This is a genomic window from Jiangella aurantiaca, from assembly GCF_004349105.1.
Classification (GTDB): Bacteria; Actinomycetota; Actinomycetes; order Jiangellales; family Jiangellaceae; genus Jiangella; species Jiangella aurantiaca.
Map to the genome: position 1 here is coordinate 170,944 of NZ_SMLB01000001.1, position 20,635 is coordinate 191,578.

Sequence of the window (20,635 nt, forward strand, 5' to 3'; positions counted from 1 at the left end):
CTGCTCGGTGGACGCGTCGGTCACGATGGACGGGGATCCTTTCCGGTGGGCGACGTGCCGGTGGCCCGGGGGACACCGGCATTCTCCAGGGCGTCGAGGTCGTCGGCCAGCCGCACCAGGGCGGCGTCGTCGGCCGGCGGCGGGCCGGTCAGCAGCGCGGCGATCTTCACGGCCGGGCGGCCGGTGCGGGTGGCGAGCGTGGTGACCAGAGTGTCGACGGCGTCCGGCCCCAGCTCACCGGCATGTAGATGCGCCGTCGCGGCCAGCCGGCGGATCGCCGCTGTGCGCAGCAGCATCGCGGCGTGCTCGCGGGACCGGCCGCGGCGGTACAGCCGGGCCCGGCCCTCGGTGGTCTCGCTGGCGCGGACGACGACCGGGAGCGGCTCCGTCACCAGCCGGCCCAGCCGCCGGGCCCGCCACGCCGCCGCCAGCAGCGCGGCGATCGCCAGCTGCCAGGCGCCGGCCCGGACCCAGCCAGGTAGCTGGTCGGTGAACGCGGCCGGTGCGTCGGCGCCCTGCTCCGGGATCGGCCGGTACCAGACCAGCCGCTCCGTCTGGCCGAGCAGCCCCAGCGCGAGCGCGGCGTTGCCGTCGTCGTCGAGGTGCTCGTTGGTCAGCGGGTCGGCGGTGCCGAGCAGGACGACCTGGCTGCCGGCCTCGGTGGCGGTCACCGCCAGCGACGGCTCGCCGTCGACGGGGTAGCAGGTGGCGCCCTCGGACCGGCTCACGTCGCCGCTGTACCCGAGTCCGCCCAGCCGCACCGACCCGGCCCGCTCCGCGACCGGCAGCTCGCAGCCGGGCTCCACCGAGCCGGGCTCGTCGACCAGGACGGCGGACAGCCCGGGCGCGTAGTCCGGAACCCGGAGCTCCGGCGCCACCAGCACCAGACGCGCGCCGGTGTCGATGAGTCGATCGATCTGCCCGCTGGTCAGCAGGTCCGGCACCGTCACCAGGACGGTGTCGTGCGGGCCCGCGGCCGCGACGGCGTCGGCGCCGGCCCGCACCGGGGTGATGTCGACGCCCTGGTCGGCCAGCAGCCGCGCCAGCGCCCGCGCGCCCGGGTTGTCGACGCCCTCGGGATCGAGGTAGCCGCGGCCGGCCCGGCTCTGCACGATGCCCAGGATCACGGCCGTGAGCAGCAGCAACACGACGACCGCGAGCGGCCGGCGCCAGCGCCGCCAGACGTCGGCGCCGGTGGGGTCGAGCGGCCGGGACTCTGGCGCCGTGGTCGTGGTACTCACCGGGGGACCGCCAGGACGGGGCCGTCGCCGGCGTGCTCGGGCCGGGGCTTCGCCGCGGCCACGGAGTGGTCGAGGTCGCGCAGCAGCCGGTCGTCGGCCTTCGTCCCCGCCGCGCCGCCGTAGCGGACGCCGTCGAACAGCCGGGCGCCGGCCTGCATGCCGCCGGTCGGGCGCGGGAGCTCGCCGAGGACGGCGGTGGCCTCGCGGGCCGCCTCGTCGGCGGTGCGGCCGGCCCGCGGGTCGAGGACGCCGCGTTCCTCCAGCCCGGCGACGACGGCGCGGAACCGCTCGACGACGGCCGTGGTCCAGTCGCCGCGGGCGGCGGCGTCGTCGGCCGCGGCACGGTACTCGGCGGCGCTGCGCGGACGGTCGGGCAGGACGGCGCCAACGCGGTCGGCGGCGCGGCGGGCGAGCGGCCCGGCCCGCAGGATGACGAAGGCGGCGAACGCGACCGCGATGGCCACGACGATGGCCAGTCCGAGCTGGCTGGACAGCGTGCCGGTGGCGGCGTCGAGGATCCGGTCGACCTGCTCGGCGAGCCAGCGCAGCACCCTCGTGAGGATCGGGGTGTCGCGCTCGTAGGACGGGTTCGAGAGCTCCTCCCGCGCGAGGTCGCGGGCCTCGTCGCGGCCGAGGTCGACCGGAACCGACGCCGCGATCACGGCGAGCCCGGTGGCGCTCCGGTGCCGCCGCGGCCGTGCAGGTCGACGCCGGCCGCCCGGGCCAGCTCGATGTCGAGGCCCTCGCGGCGGATGCGCCGGTCGATGTACAGCAGGGCCGTGGCGGCCGCGGCGAACGGCGCCGTGATGGTGGCCGAGATCATGCCGGCCAGCGTGTTCAGCACGTACCACGTGACGGGGTCGTCGGCCGCGTTGGTGCCGAGCATCGACGGGACCCCGAACGGCACCGCCACGACCTGCGCGATGAGCGTCGTGATGACCACGATCAGCGTCAGGATGCCGAACACCCGCCACCACGACCGGTGGACGAGCGCCGCGGACCGCCGCAGCGACTCGCGGATGCGGATCGGCCGCACTACGCCGTCGACCGTCGTCGTCTCGAGCATGAGGGCCGGCGTGGAGAGCGCATAGCGCGAGTACAGCCAGATCGTCACGGGGACCGCGGCCAGCCCTCCCAGCAGCAACGCCAGAGCCGCACCGGTCACCCCGCCGGCCGCCGCCAGGCCGACGGCGAGCACCAGTACCGCGATGATCGGGCTGAAGTAGATGAGGGTGTAGAGGAACGTCAGTCCGAGCAGCCGCGGCAGCCGGCCCTTGGACTCGCGCCACGCCTCGCCGATGCTGAGGTCGCGGCCCAGCACCGCCTGCCCGACGACCACCGTCAGCACGCCGGTCAGGAACACCGTCGCGATGACGGTCACCAGCCAGCCGAGCAGCGCCGCCGGGATGCCCCGGGCCAGCGAGTCCAGCGCCTCGGCGTCGGACATGCCGAGGTCGGGCTCGGTGATCGCCTCGCCGAACACCGAGGCCAGCACCGCCGCCGACATGATCTGCGTCGCCGCCGCCACGACGGCGGACAGGCCGAGCATGGCGGCGAGGTTGCGGCGGATGGTCGTGATGGCGCCGTCGAGGATCTCGGTGACCCCGAGCGGGCGCAGCGGGATGACCCCCGGCTTCACGTCGGGCGCCTGCCAGGAGGAGCCGGGGACGGAGGACCATGCGCCGTAGCCCTGGCCGTACCCGGGGCCGCCGGTCTGGCCGCCCGGGCCGCCGGGACCGCTGTACGTGGGTCCGCCGGGCCGGTCCCAGCCACCCTGCTGGCCGGCGGACGGCTGCTGCCAGCCCTGCTGGCCGCTGGACTGGTCCCGACCGCCGTCCGGACCCCAGCCGCCGGCGCTCCACCCGCCGTCCTGACCGCTCGGTGCATCGCCGCCCGGAGCGCTCGCGCCCGCTCCGCTGCCCGGCCGCTGCGTCCAGCCGGGCTGCTGCGGCGACCAGCCCGGATACGGCGGCGGCGCCGGTGCGCCCCCACCTGCCGGGGCCGCGTCGTCACGCCGCGACGCGTCGTCGTCGCGCGCCGCGTCGTCGTCCGGCGGAGGCGACCCCGCGATCCCGGACATCGGGCTCCCTTCTCCGGCGCCGGCCGGCCGTTGCAGCCGATCCGGCGCATGCTCTGCACGCCCCGAAGGCGCTGTGGCCGATCGCCGTCGCGTGCCCCGCAACCCGCGGACACGCCGGTCTCACCTCAATCCTGTCACGTCCCGCGGACATCGCTCAGACGAGCTATCGGCGCGTCCCGGCGGCACGCTGGCGAGCGACTTTTTCACTCTGAGGCCTTTTCGGTGTCACGATATGGACATGAAGGGACGTGTGCTCATCGTCGATGACGACACCGCGTTGGCGGAGATGCTGGGGATCGTGCTGCGTGGTGAGGGCTACGAGCACGCCATCATCACCCGTGGCGATGACGTGCTGCCGGCCTTCCGTGAGTTCAAGCCGGACCTCGTGCTGCTCGACCTGATGCTGCCCGGCCGCGACGGCATCGACGTGTGCAAGGAGATCCGCGCCGAGTCCGGCGTGCCCATCGTCATGCTCACCGCCAAGAGCGACACCGTCGACATCGTCGTGGGCCTCGAGTCCGGCGCCGACGACTACGTCGTCAAGCCGTTCAAGCCGAAGGAGCTGGTCGCGCGCGTGCGCGCCCGGCTCCGCCGCACCGACGACCCCAAGCCCGAGACGCTGCAGGTCGGCGACGTCGTCATCGACGTGGCCGGGCACTCGGTCAAACGCGACGGCCAGCCGATCTCGTTGACGCCGTTGGAGTTCGACCTGCTCGCCTGCCTGGCCCGCCGCCCCTGGCAGGTGTTCACCCGCGAGGAGCTGCTCGAGAAGGTGTGGGGCTACCGCCACGCCACTGACACCCGGCTGGTCAACGTGCACGTCCAGCGGCTGCGTTCCAAGATCGAGCACGACCCCGAACGTCCCGAGATCGTCGTGACCGTCCGTGGTGTGGGGTACAAGGCCGGTCCTGGGTGATCGGGTGATCGGTCCCGTCGGCGGCGACGGCGCGCGGGCGGCAGCGGCGGGCGCGGGCGCCGAAGCGCTGTCGCGGTTCCTGCCGCGCCTGGCCCAGTGGGCGATGCGGCCGTGGCGGCTGGTCCGGGGCGCATGGCGGCGCTCCATCCAGCTGCGGGTCATCACGGCGACGCTCGCGCTGTCGCTGGTCGTCGTGTCGCTGCTGGGCGTGACGTTGTCGCGGCAGATCACCGACGGGCTGCTGCAGGCGCACGCCGAGGCGGCCGTGGCCGACGCCGCCGCGGGCGTCGACAGCGCCCAGCGCACCCTCGCGGTGTCCGACGCGCCGCCCGACGAGCTGCGGCAGACCATCACCCGCATCGTCGAGACGCTCGCCGCCAGCGGCAACACGTCCGCCGCGAGCGACCCGCTCTACGAGATCGTCGTGCTCGGCGACGAGGGCGCCCGGACCTACCGCTCCGGCGTCAGCCCGCGGAGCGTCCCCGACTCCCTGCGCGAGCGGGTCGCCGACGAGGAGCGGATCTTCCGCACGTACACGTCGATCCACTACCTCGACGGCCGCGAGGTGCCGGGCCTGGCGGTCGGCGGGCAGATCACCGACCCGTACGGCGGCGACTACGAGCTGTACTACCTGTTCCCGCTCACCGAGCAGCAGCAGACCGTCGACCTGGTGCTGACGGCGCTGGCGACGGCCGGCGTGCTGCTGATCATGCTGCTGTGCGCGCTGGCCTGGCTGGTCGCGCGGCAGGTGGTGACGCCGGTGCGGCTGGCGGCGCGGATCGCGGAGCGGTTCTCCGCCGGCAACCTCGCCGAGCGCATGGCCGTCCGCGGCCGCGACGACCTCGCCCGGCTGGCCATGAGCTTCAACCAGATGGCGGCCAGCCTGCAGCATCAGATCGGCCAGCTCGAGGACCTGTCCAGGATGCAGCAGCAGTTCGTCTCCGATGTCTCGCACGAGCTGCGCACGCCGCTGACGACGGTGCGGATGGCCGCCGACGTGCTGTACGAGTCGCGCGGCCAGTTCGACCCCACCGTCGAGCGCTCGGTCGAGCTGCTGCAGGCCCAGCTGGACCGGTTCGAGGCGCTGCTCACCGACCTGCTGGAGATCAGCCGGTTCGACGCCGGCGCCGCCGCGCTGAACGCCGGCCGGTACGACGTCCGCGACATCGTGCACAAGGTGGTCGACGCCGCCACGCCGCTGGCCGTCGAGAAGGGCAGCGAGCTGGTCGTCGACGTGCCGGTCGAGCCGGCCATGGCCGAGGTCGACGACCGGCGCATCGAGCGCATCGTCCGCAACCTCGTCGTCAACGCCGTCGAGCACGGCGAGGGCCACGACGTCCGCGTCACCGTGGCCGCCGACGACCACGCCGTCGCCGTCGCCGTCCGCGACCACGGCGTCGGCCTGAAGCCGGGGGAGTCGTCGCTGGTCTTCCACCGGTTCTGGCGCGCCGACCCGGCCCGGGCGCGCACCACCGGCGGCACCGGCCTCGGGCTGTCCATCGCGCTGGAGGACGCGCGGCTGCACGGCGGCTGGCTGCAAGCGTGGGGGGAGCCCGGCGAGGGGTCGCAGTTCCGGCTGACGCTGCCGCGGCTGGCCGGCGACGACCTGCGCTCGTCGCCGCTGGCGCTGGTCCCCGACGACGTCGGCGACGGCGGGCTGGTGGACGCCGGCTCGATCGGGGAGCCGTACCGCCGCATCCTGCCGTCCCGCGCCGAGCCGGACGACGCGTCGTCGCCGGTCTCGTCCGCCGCGCCTCCCGAAGAGGCGCCGGCCGCGCCGGCCGCGTCGGCGGAGGAGGTGGGGCGGCGTGCGTAGCCGCGTCGTCCTCACCGTCGCCGTGCTGGCCACAGCCGCCGTCGTCGCCGGGTGCAGCGAGATCCCGACGTCCGGCCCGGTGGTCGACGCCGGCTCGCCGCAGCCGGACGACCAGAGCCGCTACATCGAGGTCATCGAGGCGCCGCCGCGGCCGGGGATGACGCCGTTGCAGATCGTCGACGGCTTCATCGAGGCGATGGCCTCGTACCAGCCCGGCTACGAGACCGCCCGCGAGTACCTCACCGAGGAGGCCGCCGCGGAGTGGGACCCGTCTGCCCGGGTCGGGGTGTACTACGAGGCCAAGCCGGCCCTCGAGCAGCTCAGCGAGAACACCGTCCACGTGCGGACGACGCCGCGCGGCGAGGTGGGCGCCGACGGCGCGTTCCGCGAGGGCGTCCGGCCGACGGTGGCGCCGGCGTTCGACCTGCAGCTGGAGCAGGTCGACGGCGAGTGGCGCATCGCCAACCCGGCGCCGGGCATCCTGATCTCGGACTTCAGTTTCGAGCGCGAGTACCAGGCGCGCAACGTGTACTTCTTCGATCCGGGCTTCGAGGTGCTGGTGCCCGACGTCGTGTACCTGCCGCGGACCGCCAATGACGCGACGGCGACGCTGCTGGCCCGCAAGGTGCTGGGCGGACCGACGGAATGGCTCGCGCCGGCCGTCGCGACGGCGTTCCGCCCCGAGACCGAGCTCGGCGTCGACGCCGTCCCCGTCCGCAACGGCGTCGCGACCATCGAGCTGAGCGATGACGCCGCGCTGGCCGGGCCGGAGGAGCGGGAGCGCATGGTCGCCCAGCTGGCCTGGACGCTCGGCGTGCTGCCTGAGGTCGAGCGGGTCGAGGTGCTGGCGAACAACCTGCCGCTGATCCAGGGCGACCCGCTGTCGCCGCACGACCCGCCGCTGAGCGCGTACGACCCGGCCGTGCTCCCGTCCGGCACGCCGCTGTACGCGATCGGCGAGACCGGCGTCGTGTCAGTGTCCGACGGTGAGCCGGCCCCCGTCCCCGGGCCGCTGGGCGAGCAGGCCGACGCGCTCGAGGTGGCGGTGAACCTGGCCGCCAACCGCGGCGTCGTGATCAGTGGCGACAGGACGACCATACGGGTGGCGTCGTTCGGCGAGGACGAGCCGCTCGACACCCTCTACCAGGGCGTCCACCTCACCTCGCCGGCCTGGGACCGCACCGGCCTCGTCTGGGTCGTCGACCACGGCGTCGAAGGCCACGGCATCGTCGTCATCCGCCCCGACGGCCAGCCCGTCGCCGTCAGCGCTCCCGACCTCGCCGGCATGGACGTCGAGCGCCTCGCGGTTTCACCTGACGGCACCCGGGTCGCGCTGATCGTCGACGGCGAGGCGATGGTCGCCAACGTCATCCGCGACGCCGACAGCGACGCGACGATCCTCATCGACCAGCCGCGGCCCATCGGCCCCGGCGGCGCTGCCCGCGACGTCGCGTGGAGCTCGTCCAGCCCGTCCTGGAGCGCCGCCGACACCGTCGTCATCCTGCTCGAGACCGAGTCGACGACAGAGTCGACCACCGAGGAGACGACGGTGGAGCCGTACTACGCGGCGCTGTCCGGCCAGGAGACGCTTCCGCGCGGCGGCCTGCCGGCTGGGGACGCGGTCCGGGTGGGGGCGGCATCCGGCCTGCCCGTCGTCCTCGAGTCCGACGGCGTGCTGTACGTGCAGCGGTCGAGCAACGCGTGGACGGAGATCGGCCCGGCCCGCAGCCCGGCCTACCCCGGCTGACGTCTGCCGCATCGGCGCTGGCCGGTGGGTGGCGGGGGACCTTGTCGGACCGATGGTGCATGCTGGCTCCATGATCGTTTCCGCCGACTCCGCCGAGCGGGCCGGTCCCGCCGCGCCGGCCGGGCGGCGCGGGCTCACCCGCCTGCGCCAGGCGGTCGCCCGCCTTGGGCACGCGGCCGCCGACCTCGCGCTCGGCAGCGTCTGCGCCGGCTGCGGCGAGCATGCCGGCCTACTCTGCCCGTCCTGCCGAGCCGCGCTGCTCGGCCCGGCGTCGCGCGTGCTGTCGATCCCCGGCCGGCCCGACCTCCCGCTGGCCGGAGCCGCGACCTACGCCGACACCGTCCGAGCGGCCATCATCGAGCACAAGGAGCACGGCCGCCTGCCGCTGGCGGGTCCGCTCGGCGACGCCCTCGCGGTCGCCGTCACCGCGCTGCTCGCGGCCGGCGCCCCCTGCCGTGTCGCGGCTCACGGCGACCGGCCGGTGGTGCTGGTCCCCGTGCCGTCGGCGCCCTCTGCGGTGCGCCGTCGAGGGCACGACCCCGTCCTCCGATCGGCCCGCCGGGCCGCCGCGACCCTCCACAGGTCCGGCCAGCGGACGACCGTCGTCGCCGGGTTGCGGCACGGGCGCCGGATCGCCGACCAGGCCGGTCTGGACCGCCGCGAACGCGAGAACAATCTGCACGGCTCTCTCGTCGCCACCAGGGCCGTGGGCCGCCGGGCGGCCGGCTGCTGCGTGGTCGTCGTCGACGACATCGTGACCACTGGCGCAACGTTGCGCGAGAGCGCCCGGGCGCTCGAGGCGGCGGGCCTGCGTCCATGCGGAGCGGCGGTGATCGCTGTGGTGTGACGTCGGCCTCGCGTAGCAGAAATCGGGGGGATCCACGTGTACGGAAGGCGACGAACGGCTAACGTTTGTGCATGGCACCCATTGTCGATCCTCGAACTCACGAGGAGGGCCGGGTGCGACTCCCGGTCATCTGAGCGCGCGGGTGCTGCTCGACAGTCTGACCACGACGACCGGGAGGTTTCGAGTGGACATTGTCATCAAGGGCCGTCACACGACCGTGCCGGAGCGGTTCCGTAGCCACGTCGCGGAGAAGCTCTCCAAACTCGACAAGATCGCTCACAAGGTCATCCGGGTGGACGTCGAGGTCACGGCCGAAGCCAATCCACGACAGACCGACCGTTCCGAACGGGTCGAGCTGACCCTGCACTCCAAGGGCCCGGTCATCCGGGCCGAGGCGGCCGCCGCCGACCGGTACGCCGCGCTCGACCTCGCCACCGACAAGCTCGTCGCGCGGCTGCGCAAGGCCGCCGACCGCCGCCGCGTCCACCGGGGCAGCCGCACGCCCATCTCCGTCGCCGCCGCCACCGCCGGGCTCGACGGCGCCTCCACCATCCCGGCCCAGCCGACGCCGGCGCCCGCGCCGCCCGCCGTCACGCCCGCCGCCACTGCCGTCACCGCGGTCGAGGAGCCGCTCGACGCCTACGCCGTCCCCGACTCCGGCCCCATGGTGGTCCGCGAGAAGACGCACCGCGCCGAGCCGATGACGCTCGACCAGGCGCTCTACGAGATGGAGCTGGTCGGCCACGACTTCTACCTGTACGTCGACGCCGAGTCCAAGATGCCGAGCGTCGTCTACCGGCGCCGCGGCTACGACTACGGCGTCATCAGGCTCGACGTCTGACCCGTCCCACCTCATCGGCACGTCCTCACGGAGGGCGTGCCGATGATCGTCTCCGGCCGCCCGACCATCGGCCTCGTCGTAAGTCGGGTGATGCAAAGATCACGAACTCTCTCCAGTCGACATACGCACGGGACCGAGGCCCGAGGACCCAGGGGACCTTCGGCCACCTAGAGCCCGTCGGTTTTGCATAACCCTCCTTGTCGGTGCCCGCTGATAACTTCGCGGCATGGCCCGACGAGAGAAGCTGACGAACGCCGCGGCACGGCGCGTGGCGCTCGCTGCCCAGGGGTTCGCCGACCCGCGGCCGCCGAGCCCCGACCGGCGCGCCATCCGCCGTGTCGTCGACCGCCTCGGCGTGGTGCAGATCGACTCCGTCAACGTGCTCTCGCGCTCGCACTACCTGCCGTTCTTCAGCCGCCTCGGCCCCTATCCGCGCGCCGAGCTCGACCGCGCCGCCAACAAGTCGCCGCGCATGCTGTTCGAGTACTGGGCGCACGAGGCGTCGCTGCTGCCCGTCCGCACTCAGCCGTACCTGCGGGGGCGCATGGCCAGGGCCGACAAGCTCGCCTGGGGCGGCATCCGGCGCCTGGCCCGCGAGAAGCCGGAGTTCGTGGCCTGGGTCCTCGACGAGGTGAAGCGGCTCGGCCCCATCACCGCCGGGGAGATCGAGCACGACGCCCCACGCGACAAGAGCAACTGGGGCTGGAACTGGTCCGACGTCAAGACGGCGCTCGAGTTCCTGTTCTGGTCCGGCGAGGTCACGTCGGCCGGTCGCAACGGTTCGTTCGCCCGGCGCTACGACATCCCGGAGCGGGTGCTGCCCCGCGAGGTCCTCGCCGTTCCCACACCGACGCCCGAGGAGTCGCACCGCGAGCTCATCCGCATCGCCGCCCGCGCCCACGGCGTCGGGTCCGAGCAGTGCCTGCGCGACTACTTCCGCCTCTCCGTCGACGCCGCCAAGACGGCCATCGCCGACCTGGTCGACGCCGGTGAGCTGCTGCCGATCACCGTCGAGGACTGGAAACGGCCCGCTTACCTTCACCGCGACGCCCGGGTGCCCCGCCGGCTCGACGCCCGGGCGCTGCTGAGCCCGTTCGACTCGCTGATCTGGGAACGCGCCCGCACCGAGGCGCTGTTCGGCTTCCGGTACCGGCTGGAGATCTACGTCCCGCCGGCCAAGCGCGTGCACGGCTACTACGTCCTGCCGTTCCTGCTCGGCGACCAGCTCGTGGCCCGGGTCGACCTCAAGGCCGACCGGCAGGGCGACGTCCTGCTGGTGCAGTCCGCGTGGGGCGAGCCCGGCTCACCGGCCGACACCCCGGACGAACTCGCCGACGAGTTGGTGTCGCTGGCCGGCTGGCTCGGCCTCTCCGGCGTGACGACCACCGGCCGCGGCGACCTCGCCGCACCGCTTCAGGAGGCCCTGCACCGCGCCGCCGCCTGACCCGTTCGCCGGCCGGCGGCTCACCCCGTCAGGGCAGCGGGTCGTCGGACAGCAGGTCGTACCAAAGCAGGTCGAGGACGACGCCGCCGCGGATCCGCTCGCCCGCCCGCTCCACGCCGTACGGCCGGAAGCCGGCCCGCTCGATCACCTTGCGCGACGCGTCGTTGCCGGTCACGTGCGCGATCACCAAGCGCCGCAGCCCCAGTCCGCCGGACGACACCGGCCCGAAGGCGTGCCGCACCATCAGCCCGACCGCCTCGGTCGCCACGCCGCGCCCCCGCGCCGCCGGGTGCACCCAGTAACCGATCTCGGCGCCGCCGTCATGCGACAGCAGGCCCATCAGCGAAAACGCCCCGATCGCCGGTCCGCCCTCCGGCAGCGCCGCCGCCCAGTGGACGCCCCGCCCGGCGGCCGCCTCCTCCTCGCGGTCGCGGATGTAGGCGCGCGCGATCTCCTTGGTGTACGGCGACGGCAGCCCGCCCAGCCAGTGCTGCGTGACGGGGTCGTTGCAGGCCTCGGCGACGGCGTCGGCGTCGGAGGCGGCGAACCGGCGCAGCACCACCCCCGAGCCGGGTAACGTCGGGATGTCCAGCCACGGCGACGCCGGGCGCATCGGCTCGCCGGCCGCCAGCGTCGCCACCCAGATGTCCTCGCGGATGCCGCGCCGCGCGACGCCACCGCGGATCTTGCCCTCGACACGGAACCCGCACGACCACGCGACCCGCCGCGAGGGCCAGTTGCCCACCGACGCCCGCCAGTGCAGATGCGTGAGGCCGAGGCCGATGTCGGCGAAGGCGTACTCGGCGACCAGCCGGACCGCCCGCGAGGCCAGCCGGCTCCCGCGTGCCTCCGGGGCCAGCCAGAAGCCGACCTCGGCGGCGCCGTCGCCCTCGACGTGCAGGCCGATCATCCCCAGCACGAGGCGGTCCTCCGGCGAGCGGATCGCCCAGGTGAGGTTCTTCTCCGTCTCCCAGCCGGTGCGGACGACGTCCTCGACGAAGCCTTTCGCGTGGTCGTGGGTGTACGGCGACGGCAGCGTGGTCCAGCGTTGGATCTCGGGGTCCTGGCACAGCTCGGTGATGCGGTCGATGTCGGCCGCCACCGGCACCGCGAGCAGCAGGCGCTCGCCGCGGAGCTCGAACGGTTGCACGTCCTGCATCCTGCCCGCTGCCGCGCTTCGAGGTCGAGTCGTTATCTTTTCCGTGACCCGACGTACCATGGACCGACGGAGCCTCTGTATCTCAGGAGCCACCGGGCGCAACGAACGCCCAAGCCCGCTGCATAGGAGTTGACCCGCGTGCCTGTTCTGCTCGACAAGATCCTCCGTGCCGGCGAAGGCAAGATCATCAAGCGTCTCGAGGCGATCGTCAGACAGGTCAACAGCATCGAGGACGACTTCATCTCGATGTCTGACGACGACCTGCGCGGCATGACCGACGAGTTCCGCCGGCGCCTCGCCGACGGTGAGGAGGTCGACGACCTGCTGCCGGAGGCGTTCGCGACGGTGCGCGAGGCGGCCAAGCGCGTCATCGGCCAGCGGCACTTCGACGTCCAGATCATGGGTGGCGCGGCGCTGCACCTCGGCAACATCGCCGAGATGAAGACCGGTGAGGGCAAGACGCTCGTCGCCACGCTCCCGTCGTATCTCAACGCGCTCACGGGCAAGGGCGTGCACGTCGTCACCGTCAACGACTACCTGGCCAGCTACCACGCCGAGTGGATGGGCCGCATCCACCGCTTCCTCGGCCTCGATGTGGGGGTCATCCTCAACGGCCTGACGCCGGCCCAGCGCCGCGAGGCCTACGGCGCCGACATCACGTACGGCACGAACAACGAGTTCGGCTTCGACTACCTGCGCGACAACATGGCGCAGCGGGTCGAGGACCAGGTGCAGCGCGGCCACCACTTCGCCATCGTCGACGAGGTCGACTCCATCCTCATCGACGAGGCCCGTACGCCGCTCATCATCTCCGGCCCGGCCGACCAGCCGACCCGTTGGTACACCGAGTTCTCCAAGATCGCCCAGCGGCTGCGCCGCGACACCGACTACGAGGTCGACGAGAAGAAGCGCACCGTCGGCGTCCTCGAGCCCGGCATCGAGCGGGTCGAGGACTGGCTGGGCATCGACAACCTCTACGAGAGCGCCAACACGCCGCTGATCCAGTTCCTCAACAACTCCATCAAGGCCAAGGAGCTGTACCGGCGCGACAAGGAGTACGTCGTCAAGGACGGCGAGGTGCTCATCGTCGACGAGCACACCGGCCGCATCCTCGGCGGACGCCGTTACAACGAGGGCATGCACCAGGCCATCGAGGCGAAGGAAGGGGTGGAGATCAAGCAGGAGAACCAGACCCTGGCGACCATCACCCTGCAGAACTTCTTCCGCCTCTACCACAAGCTCTCCGGCATGACCGGTACGGCCATGACCGAGGCCAGCGAGTTCGACAAGATCTACAACCTCGGCGTCGTGCCGATCCCGCCGAACCGCCCGCTGGCCCGCATCGACCAGGACGACGAGATCTACCGCACCGAAGAGGCGAAGTTCGCCGCGGTCGTCGAGGACCTCGTCGAGCGGCACCAGAAGGGCCAGCCGGTCCTCGTCGGCACCACCAGCGTCGAGAAGTCCGAGCGGCTGTCGCAGCTGCTGCGCAAGCGCGGCGTCCCGCACGAGGTTCTCAACGCCAAGCAGCACGAGCGCGAGGCGGCCATCGTCGCGCAGGCCGGCCGGAAGGGCGCGGTCACCGTGGCCACCAACATGGCCGGTCGCGGTACTGACATCATGCTCGGCGGCAACCACGAGTTCATGGCGCAGGCCGAGCTGAAGCAGCGCGGGCTGGACCCCATCGAGAACCCCGACGAGTACAAGGCCGCCGAGGTCGCCACGCTGGAGAAGCTCGAGGCGCAGGTCGCGGCCGAGCGCGAGGAGGTCCGCTCGCTCGGCGGTCTCTACGTCCTCGGCACCGAGCGGCACGAGTCCCGCCGCATCGACAACCAGTTGCGCGGCCGGTCCGGCCGTCAGGGGGACCCGGGTGAGTCGCGCTTCTACCTCTCGCTGCAGGACGACCTCATGCGGTTGTTCAAGAGCGAGTGGGTCGAGATGATCATGCGGACGTTCAACCAGCCCGACGACGTCCCCATCTCGCACAAGCGCGTCAGCAACGCCGTCAAGAGCGCGCAGACGCAGCGCGAGGCGCAGAACTTCGAGATGCGCAAGGACGTCCTCAAGTACGACGACGTCCTCAACCGTCAGCGCATGGTCATCTACGACGAGCGCGCCCGCGTCCTGCACGGCGAGGACCTGCACGAGCAGGTCACCGGCATGCTCGACGACGCCGTCACCGCGTACGTCCAGGGCGCCACGGCCGGCAACTACCCCGAGCACTGGGACCTCGACCAGCTGTGGACGGCGCTCAAGACGCTGTACCCGGTCGGCGTCACGGTCGAGGAGGTCGAGCAGGAGGCCGGCGGCCGCAACGCGCTCACCCCCGTCGGGCTGACCGAGCGGCTGGTCGACGACGCGCACGCCGCGCTCGAGCGCCGCGAGGCCGAGCTCGGCACCGAGGTCATGCGCGAGCTCGAGCGCCGGGTCCTGCTCACCGTGCTCGACCGCAAGTGGCGCGAGCACCTCTACGAGATGGACTACCTGCGCGAGGGCATCGGCCTGCGGGCGTTCGCCCAGAAGCAGCCGCTGGTCGAGTACCAGCGCGAGGGGTTCGACCTGTTCGCCGCCATGATGGATGCCATCAAGGAGGAGTCCGTCGGCCTGGTGTTCAACCTGGAGGTCCAGGTGCAGGCCCCGAGCGACGGCGCGGCGCCCACGGCGCCCGGCGCGCCGGTGGTGCAGGCCAAGGGTCTCGGCGCAGCCCAGCGGCCGCAGCAGCTGCAGTACACCGCGCCGACGGTCGACGGCGACGCCCGCGTGCAGCGGCAGGTCGAGCAGGTGCGTCCGGCGGCCCGTCAGGCGCAGGCGGCCCGCGGCGGCCAGGCCGGCGCGGCCGGTGCGGGCGCATTCGTGGCCTCGGGTGCCGACGGCGAGCGTGGCGCGCACGCCGCGGGAACCGACGACGGCGAGCTCGACTTCAGCAACGTCTCGCGCAACGCCCTGTGCCCGTGCGGCTCCGGGAAGAAGTTCAAGCGCTGCCACGGCGATCCGCGGCACGCCGCGCAGAGTTCGGAGCAGTCGGCGAACTAGCCGTTGTTGCCGGAATGTCGCCCGCATACGGCTTCCGTCCGCTATCGTCCATTGTGACGTTCGGTGATGCCGAGTGTCACAATCCCCGGACGGCGGATGGGAGGAGCGGCTGCTACCGGCCGTGCAGCGCTCATGAACCAGACCTCGACCACCCACCCCCAGCGATCCCCCCGCTCCATCGCCCGAACGGCCGTCACGCTCAGCGTGGCGGCCGTCGTGCTGGTGGGGGCGGCCCTCGGCGCGGCGGCGGACGCGTCGGCGACAGAGCCGGCGGAGGCTGCGGACGACGCGCCGCCGGCCGTCATCTCCTTGGGCGACTCGTACTCGTCCGGCCTGGGTGCCGGCGGTTACCTCGACGACTGCGACCGCACGCCACAGGCGTGGAACAACCTGGTCTTCGGCAATGCCGTGACCGACCGGACGCTGCTGGCCTGCTCCGGCGCGGCGATTCCCGAAGTGATGCAGCAGGTGCGGCAGCTGGCCGGGATCCCCGGCGCCGGCGACCGGCTGATCACCGTCACGGTGGGCGGCAACGACGCCGGTTTCGCCGACGAGCTGGTCAACTGCTTGGTGTCGTTCGTGTCCTGCACCCGCCGTGAGGCCGACCTGACCGCACTCATCACCAGCCTGCGCCAGCCACTCGTCCAGCTCTACGACGCGGTCCAGGCGGCCGCGCCGGGCGACGAGGTGATCGTCGGCGGGTATCCGATGCTCGTCCCCGACCCGGCGGTGCGCAGCGACTGCCCGGCGCTGACCGGCCTGCTGTCGACGTCCGAGCGGCAGATGATCCGCCGGCTGGGTGCGCTGCTCAACGACGTCATCGACGACGCTGCCGCCGAAGCCGGCGTCGAGTCGGCGTCAGACGAGGTCGCCGCCGTGTTCGATGGTCACGAGGCGTGCGCCAACACACCCGGCGACTGGCTCTACGGGCTGAAGATCTCGTGGACCGACTCGACCGAGCCGACCACCGCGAGCGCGTCGCCGTATCAGCCGCAGTGGGACATCGTGTCGTCCTTCGTGCGCGACTCCTTCCATCCGACAGGGAACGGCCAGGCGGGTTACGCGGTCGCGTTCGAGGAGGCCTGGGCCTCGCGCTGACCCCGGGCGGCACCCGGGACGCCGGGACGGCCGAGGCCGCGGGCGGCGGCGCGGTTGCTTCGGCGGTTGGTGCGGCGGGCCGGGTTGGGCTCCACGAGGTCGAAGGCGGTGCACAACCACCGGCCGTCGTCGGCCTCGAGGCGGACGGCCACGGCCCGCGTCGCCCGCCCCAGCTGCACGACGACGCTCGCCTCGGCCACGGAGGCGGTGACGCGGCAGACCCGTAGCGCCCGGATCCGTGGCCGTTCGGCGGGCGCCGCCTCCGGGGCGCCGGCCCGGCGGGTCAGCTCGCGATAGACCGGTTCGGCGGTCCAGCGCACCAGCTGCTGCACCGGGCGGCGGCCATGCAGGCACTCCAGCGCCGACCGCGCCAGCCGGGCGGTCCACCGGCGCGGATCGGGAAGCTCGTCCGCGTCGGAACTGGCTCGTCGCCTCCGCGCCGAAGTAGGTGCTGGCACTGAGGCGCGCGCGAGCGGCGGGCCGGGAGTGGCGGCATGAGGCTCGGGCCCGGGGTAGCGCAGCCACAGACTGTCCGTCACTGCCGGTTCACCGGCGATGATCGGCCGCAGCTGGTCGTCGAACGCGGCGTCGGGCTCCAGGCCGAGCGGCAGCGTCCCCTGGATCGGCGTCCCCGGGGCGGGCGCCCCACCTAGCGGCCACGGTTCGCCGCGGGGCAGGACGATGCCGAGCTCGTCGTCGAAGGGCGGCTCCGTGACCGGCACCGGCAACCGGCGCACGCGGCTCACGTACTGTTCGGGCGGCGCGGACGTGGCGGTCATCGAGGCCTCCTGGGTGGGCGGGGTCGTGCGGCGTCACGAGCATCGAATCCACCGGGGGCCGCAGGGGTCAACGGCGTCGCGGAGACGGGCAGTTGCCCGGCGGTCCGGGCAACCAGGGCAACTTCTGGAGACCGCCGGACGGGTAGCCGGGCAACCGGTGGGGTGACCGGGCAATCACGGCTCGGTCACATTCGGACCCATTCGCCTATGGCCGACCGCGAGGTCTGACGCCAGTCTCGGATGGTGATCGGTGGCACGAACCAGTCTGTTACAGCAGAATCAACAGATGGAGGCCATTCGTCAGACGGGACCCCGACGGGGGCTGGTGCTCGGCGGTGGTGGTGTCCTGGGCGCGGCGTGGATGGTCGGCGCGCTGAGTGCCATCGAAGAGTCGACCGGTGCCGATCTCCGGTCGTTCGACTACATCCTCGGCACGTCCGCGGGCTCGGTGCTGGCCGCCCTGCTCGGCGCCGGTGTCGACGCCCAGCAGTTGCGCGACCATCAGCTCGGCCAGCCCATCGCCGGGCCGCTCGCCGACCACACCTGGGACTACGACACCGCCACCGGCGGCTCGCGCCCGCAGCTGCCTCGGTTCGGCGTCGGCTCCCCGGCCATGGTCCGCCGCAATGTCCGCCGCCTGCGCCGCATGCCGCCGACGGCCGTCCTGTCGGCGCTGCTGCCGGTCGGCCGCGGCTCGCTCGACGGCATCGGCGACCTGGTCGACGCGGTCACCGGGCCCCACGCCGGGTGGTCGCCGCACTCCGGCGTCTGGATCGTCGCGATGGACTACGAGACCGGGCGCCGGGTCCCGTTCGGCCGGCCGGGCGAGCCGCGCGCGTCCCTGCCGCAGGCCGTCATGGCCTCGTGCGCCATCCCGGGCTGGTTCGCGCCGGTCGTCATCGGCGGCCACCGCTACGTCGACGGCGGCACCTGCTCCGCCACGTCGGTCGATCTGCTCGGCGGGCTCGGCCTCGACGAGGTCTACGTCGTCGCGCCGATGGTGTCGTTCGAGCTGGACCACCCGCGGGCGCTGCTGTCGCGGCTGGAGCGGCGCTGGCGACGGCGCTGCACCCGGCGCTGCCTGCACGAGGCGGAGAAGCTGCGCGCCGCGGGCACCGACGTCACCATCCTCGGCCCCGGCCCGGAGGACCTCGCAGCGATCGGCGCGAACGTCATGGACACAGGCCGGCGGATCGCCGTGCTGGAGACGTCGCTGCGGACGTCGGCGGCGGCGCTCGCGCAGGGACGGTCGTGGGCTGACGCCGGTTGACCTCCGGCTGCGGCACCTGCGGCGCGGTGAGACCGTTGGACGTAGTGGCAGGAGCCGAACGATCGGAGCAGTGAGAACCATGCCTGGTGGGTTTGACGCCGTCACGAACGTTCCGCCGGCGGTCAACGAGCCGGTCCTGACCTACGCTCCCGGCACGCCGGAGCGCACCGAGCTGGAGAACGCGCTCACCGACATCGCCTCGCGGCAGTACGAGCTGACCACGACCATAGGCGGCGAGCAGCGGATGGGCAGCGGCCCGGAGGCCGACGTCGTCCAGCCACACGCCCGCGCGCACGTACTGGGCACCTTCCGGCATGCCGGCAAGGACGACGCCCAGGCCGCGATCGACGCCGCGCGGGAGGCCGCGCCCGGGTGGCGGGCGCTGTCGTACGACGACCGCGCGGCGGTGTTCCTCAAGGCCGCGGAGCTGCTGGCGGGCCCGTGGCGGCAGACGCTGAACGTGGCGACGATGCTGGGCCAGTCGAAGACCGCCTACCAGGCCGAGATCGACGCCGCGTGCGAGCTGATCGACTTCTGGCGGTTCAACGTCGCGTTCGGACGGCAGCTGCTGGCCGACCAGCCGGTCGCGCACGCGCCGGGCGTCTGGAACCGCGTCGACCACCGGCCGCTCGAGGGCTTCGTCTACGCGATCACACCGTTCAACTTCACCGCGATCGCCGGCAACCTGCCGACCGCGCCCGCCCTCATGGGCAACACCGTCGTCTGGAAGCCGAGCCCGGCCCAGCAGCTGGCCGCCCACTACACGATGCGGCTGCTCGAGGCGGCCGGCCTGCCGCCCGGCGTGATCAACATGCTGCCCGGCGACGGCCTGGCGGTGTCCGAGGTCGCTCTGACCCACCCGGACCTCGCGGGCATCCACTTCACCGGCTCGACTGCGACCTTCCAGACGCTGTGGCGGACGGTCGGCGAGAACATCGCGACCTACAAGACCTACCCGCGGCTGGTCGGCGAGACCGGCGGCAAGGACTTCGTCGTCGCCCACCCCAGCGCCGACGTCGACGTGCTGCGGACCGCGCTCATCAGGGGCGCGTTCGAGTACCAGGGGCAGAAGTGCTCCGCCGCCTCCCGCGCGTACGTCCCGCGCAGCGTCTGGGCCCGCATGCGCGACGACTTCCTGTCGCTGACGGAGTCGCTGCCGATGGGGCCGGTCACCGACCTCGCGAACTTCCTCGGCGCCGTCATCGACGAGCGCGCGTTCGCCAAGCACGCCGCCGCCGTCGAGCGGGCCAAGGCCGACGCGTCCGTCGACATCGTCGCCGGTGGCGTCCTCGACGACTCTGAGGGCTGGTTCGTCCGGCCGACCGTGATGGAGAGCACAGATCCCGAGAACGACGTCTTCGTCACGGAGTACTTCGGCCCGCTGCTCGGTGTCCACGTGTTCGACGACGGCGACTACGACACGGTCGTCCGGCAGCTGGAGGGCGTGGCGAAGTACGCGCTGACCGGCTCCGTCATCGCCCAGGACCGGACGGCTGTCGCTCATACCACGGAAGCGCTACGCTTCGCAGCCGGTAACTTCTATGTCAATGACAAACCCACCGGAGCGGTCGTCGGGCAGCAGCCATTCGGCGGAAGTCGGGCCAGTGGGACGAATGACAAGGCGGGTTCGGTGCAGAATCTTCTACGGTGGACGAGCACTCGAGCCGTGAAAGAGACGTTCGCCCCGCCGCACACGCACGAGTACCCGCACATGGGTTGAGCCGAGAGACGAGAACACGAGGTGTCAAGCGTGATGGATGACCGGCTGTCGACCAGGCCGTACGTTGCACGAGCGGTGCGGTTGCTGTCCCAGCCCCGTCGGAGTCCGGCCGACGGCGCACTGGTCACCGCAGTAGCACTGCGGCTGGCCTCCCTCGACAGCGACAGCGAGACCGCCGAGCGTCTCGTCGCCGCGTCCGACCGGGTGATGGCCGGTGTCGCCGGCCTCATCGGCGAGCAGGCGCCGGCGTCAGACTGGAGCGACACCGCCGAGGCGCTGGCCCTGATGATCGCCGGCCGGCCGCTGCAGCGCGGCCACCTGATGGCCGCGCGGGCCACGCTCGGCACCGCCGACAAGGTCATCGACCTGTCCGACCGGCTGCGCCGCACCGCCGAGGAGCCCATCGACCGCGACGACCTCGGCCGCGCGCTGGCCATGGCCGTCACGGGCCCGGCCGAGCTGGCCGAGGCGCTGCTCGAGCGCGAGTCGTCCGATGCCGGGTCCACGCCGGCCACAGAGGCGCCCGCGCCGCGGCAGCCCGGGCGCCGCGCCGGCGCCGCCGAGCGGAACGTGTCGCTGCGCGCTCTCGACGGCGGCGTCCCAGGCCGTTGAAGGGGAGTTCCGTCGCGTAGGTGACGGCCGGG

The 20,635-nt window shown here is 72.9% G+C and carries 16 protein-coding genes; 11 read left to right on the forward strand and 5 right to left on the reverse strand.

Annotated features, from left to right (window positions below; all coding sequences use genetic code 11):
* Positions 1-20: 20 nt before the first annotated feature.
* The 3 genes from E1262_RS00655 to E1262_RS00665 are packed head-to-tail and all read right to left on the reverse strand — an operon-like array spanning position 21 to position 3,321.
* Positions 21-1,241: a DUF4350 domain-containing protein gene (locus tag E1262_RS00655; protein WP_132101106.1), complete on the reverse strand. Its 1,221-nt coding sequence runs from the start codon at positions 1,239-1,241 to the stop codon at positions 21-23.
* Positions 1,238-1,903, reverse strand: coding sequence for a DUF4129 domain-containing protein (locus tag E1262_RS00660; protein ID WP_132101107.1), 666 nt, complete (start codon positions 1,901-1,903; stop codon positions 1,238-1,240). Before E1262_RS00660 ends, E1262_RS00655 begins: the two co-directional genes overlap by 4 nt.
* Positions 1,900-3,321, reverse strand: a complete 1,422-nt coding sequence (locus tag E1262_RS00665; RefSeq protein WP_132101108.1) for a DUF7847 domain-containing protein — start codon at positions 3,319-3,321, stop codon at positions 1,900-1,902. The genes E1262_RS00660 and E1262_RS00665 overlap by 4 nt, the downstream gene beginning before the upstream one ends.
* 238 nt (positions 3,322-3,559) lie before the next feature.
* Here E1262_RS00665 and mtrA point away from each other — a divergent pair, with 238 nt between their 5' ends.
* From mtrA to E1262_RS00695, 6 genes are all read left to right on the forward strand, one after another.
* On the forward strand, positions 3,560-4,237 hold the full coding sequence (mtrA, locus tag E1262_RS00670; protein WP_046769651.1) for an MtrAB system response regulator MtrA: 678 nt from the start codon (positions 3,560-3,562) through the stop codon (positions 4,235-4,237).
* Positions 4,238-4,241: 4 nt separating this feature from the next.
* Entirely contained in the window at positions 4,242-6,053 is a 1,812-nt protein-coding gene (gene mtrB, locus E1262_RS00675; RefSeq protein WP_203453400.1) for an MtrAB system histidine kinase MtrB, read from the forward strand.
* Positions 6,046-7,800, forward strand: a complete 1,755-nt coding sequence (locus tag E1262_RS00680; RefSeq protein WP_132101109.1) for an LpqB family beta-propeller domain-containing protein — start codon at positions 6,046-6,048, stop codon at positions 7,798-7,800. The genes mtrB and E1262_RS00680 overlap by 8 nt, the downstream gene beginning before the upstream one ends.
* Positions 7,801-7,870: 70 nt before the next feature.
* Positions 7,871-8,647: a ComF family protein gene (locus E1262_RS00685; protein ID WP_132101110.1), complete on the forward strand. Its 777-nt coding sequence runs from the start codon at positions 7,871-7,873 to the stop codon at positions 8,645-8,647.
* 184 nt (positions 8,648-8,831) lie between these two features.
* Positions 8,832-9,488, forward strand: coding sequence for a ribosome hibernation-promoting factor, HPF/YfiA family (hpf, locus tag E1262_RS00690; RefSeq protein WP_132101111.1), 657 nt, complete (start codon positions 8,832-8,834; stop codon positions 9,486-9,488).
* Between the two features lie 226 nt (positions 9,489-9,714).
* Positions 9,715-10,932 carry a winged helix-turn-helix domain-containing protein gene (locus E1262_RS00695; RefSeq protein ID WP_132101112.1) on the forward strand — a complete coding sequence of 406 codons (1,218 nt, stop codon included), beginning with the start codon at positions 9,715-9,717 and terminating at the stop codon, positions 10,930-10,932.
* A gap of 28 nt (positions 10,933-10,960) precedes the next feature.
* Here the strand turns inward: E1262_RS00695 and E1262_RS00700 are convergent, their stop codons facing one another.
* Positions 10,961-12,082: a GNAT family N-acetyltransferase gene (locus E1262_RS00700; RefSeq protein ID WP_132101113.1), complete on the reverse strand. Its 1,122-nt coding sequence runs from the start codon at positions 12,080-12,082 to the stop codon at positions 10,961-10,963.
* A gap of 147 nt (positions 12,083-12,229) precedes the next feature.
* On the opposite strand from E1262_RS00700, the gene secA reads away from it, so the two are divergent.
* The gene (gene secA / locus E1262_RS00705) at positions 12,230-15,124 is read left to right on the forward strand and encodes a preprotein translocase subunit SecA (protein ID WP_132101114.1); all 2,895 of its coding nucleotides are present in this window, start codon (positions 12,230-12,232) and stop codon (positions 15,122-15,124) included.
* Between the two features lie 132 nt (positions 15,125-15,256).
* A complete protein-coding gene (locus tag E1262_RS00710) occupies positions 15,257-16,222 on the forward strand; it encodes an SGNH/GDSL hydrolase family protein (RefSeq protein ID WP_162605698.1) in 966 nt (321 codons plus the stop codon).
* Here E1262_RS00710 and E1262_RS00715 read toward each other — a convergent pair.
* Entirely contained in the window at positions 16,183-17,001 is an 819-nt protein-coding gene (locus E1262_RS00715) for an Rv3235 family protein (RefSeq protein ID WP_132101116.1), read from the reverse strand. The genes E1262_RS00710 and E1262_RS00715 overlap by 40 nt on opposite strands.
* A gap of 286 nt (positions 17,002-17,287) precedes the next feature.
* Between E1262_RS00715 and E1262_RS00720 the strand changes: the two genes are divergently transcribed.
* The 3 genes from E1262_RS00720 to E1262_RS30075 all read left to right on the forward strand — a co-directional run bounded on the left by E1262_RS00720 (position 17,288) and on the right by E1262_RS30075 (position 20,603).
* Entirely contained in the window at positions 17,288-18,271 is a 984-nt protein-coding gene (locus E1262_RS00720) for a patatin-like phospholipase family protein (RefSeq protein ID WP_132101117.1), read from the forward strand.
* A 79-nt stretch (positions 18,272-18,350) separates the two neighbouring features.
* Complete coding sequence (gene pruA, locus E1262_RS00725; protein ID WP_132101118.1) at positions 18,351-19,991, forward strand: L-glutamate gamma-semialdehyde dehydrogenase; 1,641 nt, start codon at positions 18,351-18,353, stop codon at positions 19,989-19,991.
* A gap of 75 nt (positions 19,992-20,066) precedes the next feature.
* Positions 20,067-20,603: a hypothetical protein gene (locus tag E1262_RS30075; RefSeq protein WP_203453401.1), complete on the forward strand. Its 537-nt coding sequence runs from the start codon at positions 20,067-20,069 to the stop codon at positions 20,601-20,603.
* The last annotated feature ends 32 nt before the right edge of the window (positions 20,604-20,635 follow it).

Excerpts from the sequence above, each read along its gene's own strand:
- E1262_RS00695 (WP_132101112.1), top strand. The coding sequence starts at position 9,715 with ATGGCCCGACGAGAGAAGCTGACGAACGCCGCGGCACGGCGCGTGGCG.
- E1262_RS00710 (WP_162605698.1), top strand. The coding sequence starts at position 15,257 with ATGAACCAGACCTCGACCACCCACCCCCAGCGATCCCCCCGCTCCATC.
- E1262_RS00665 (WP_132101108.1), bottom strand. The coding sequence starts at position 3,321 with ATGTCCGGGATCGCGGGGTCGCCTCCGCCGGACGACGACGCGGCGCGC.
- E1262_RS00720 (WP_132101117.1), top strand. The coding sequence starts at position 17,288 with ATGGAGGCCATTCGTCAGACGGGACCCCGACGGGGGCTGGTGCTCGGC.
- E1262_RS00685 (WP_132101110.1), top strand. The coding sequence starts at position 7,871 with ATGATCGTTTCCGCCGACTCCGCCGAGCGGGCCGGTCCCGCCGCGCCG.
- pruA (WP_132101118.1), top strand. The coding sequence starts at position 18,351 with ATGCCTGGTGGGTTTGACGCCGTCACGAACGTTCCGCCGGCGGTCAAC.
- E1262_RS00715 (WP_132101116.1), bottom strand. The coding sequence starts at position 17,001 with ATGACCGCCACGTCCGCGCCGCCCGAACAGTACGTGAGCCGCGTGCGC.
- mtrA (WP_046769651.1), top strand. The coding sequence starts at position 3,560 with ATGAAGGGACGTGTGCTCATCGTCGATGACGACACCGCGTTGGCGGAG.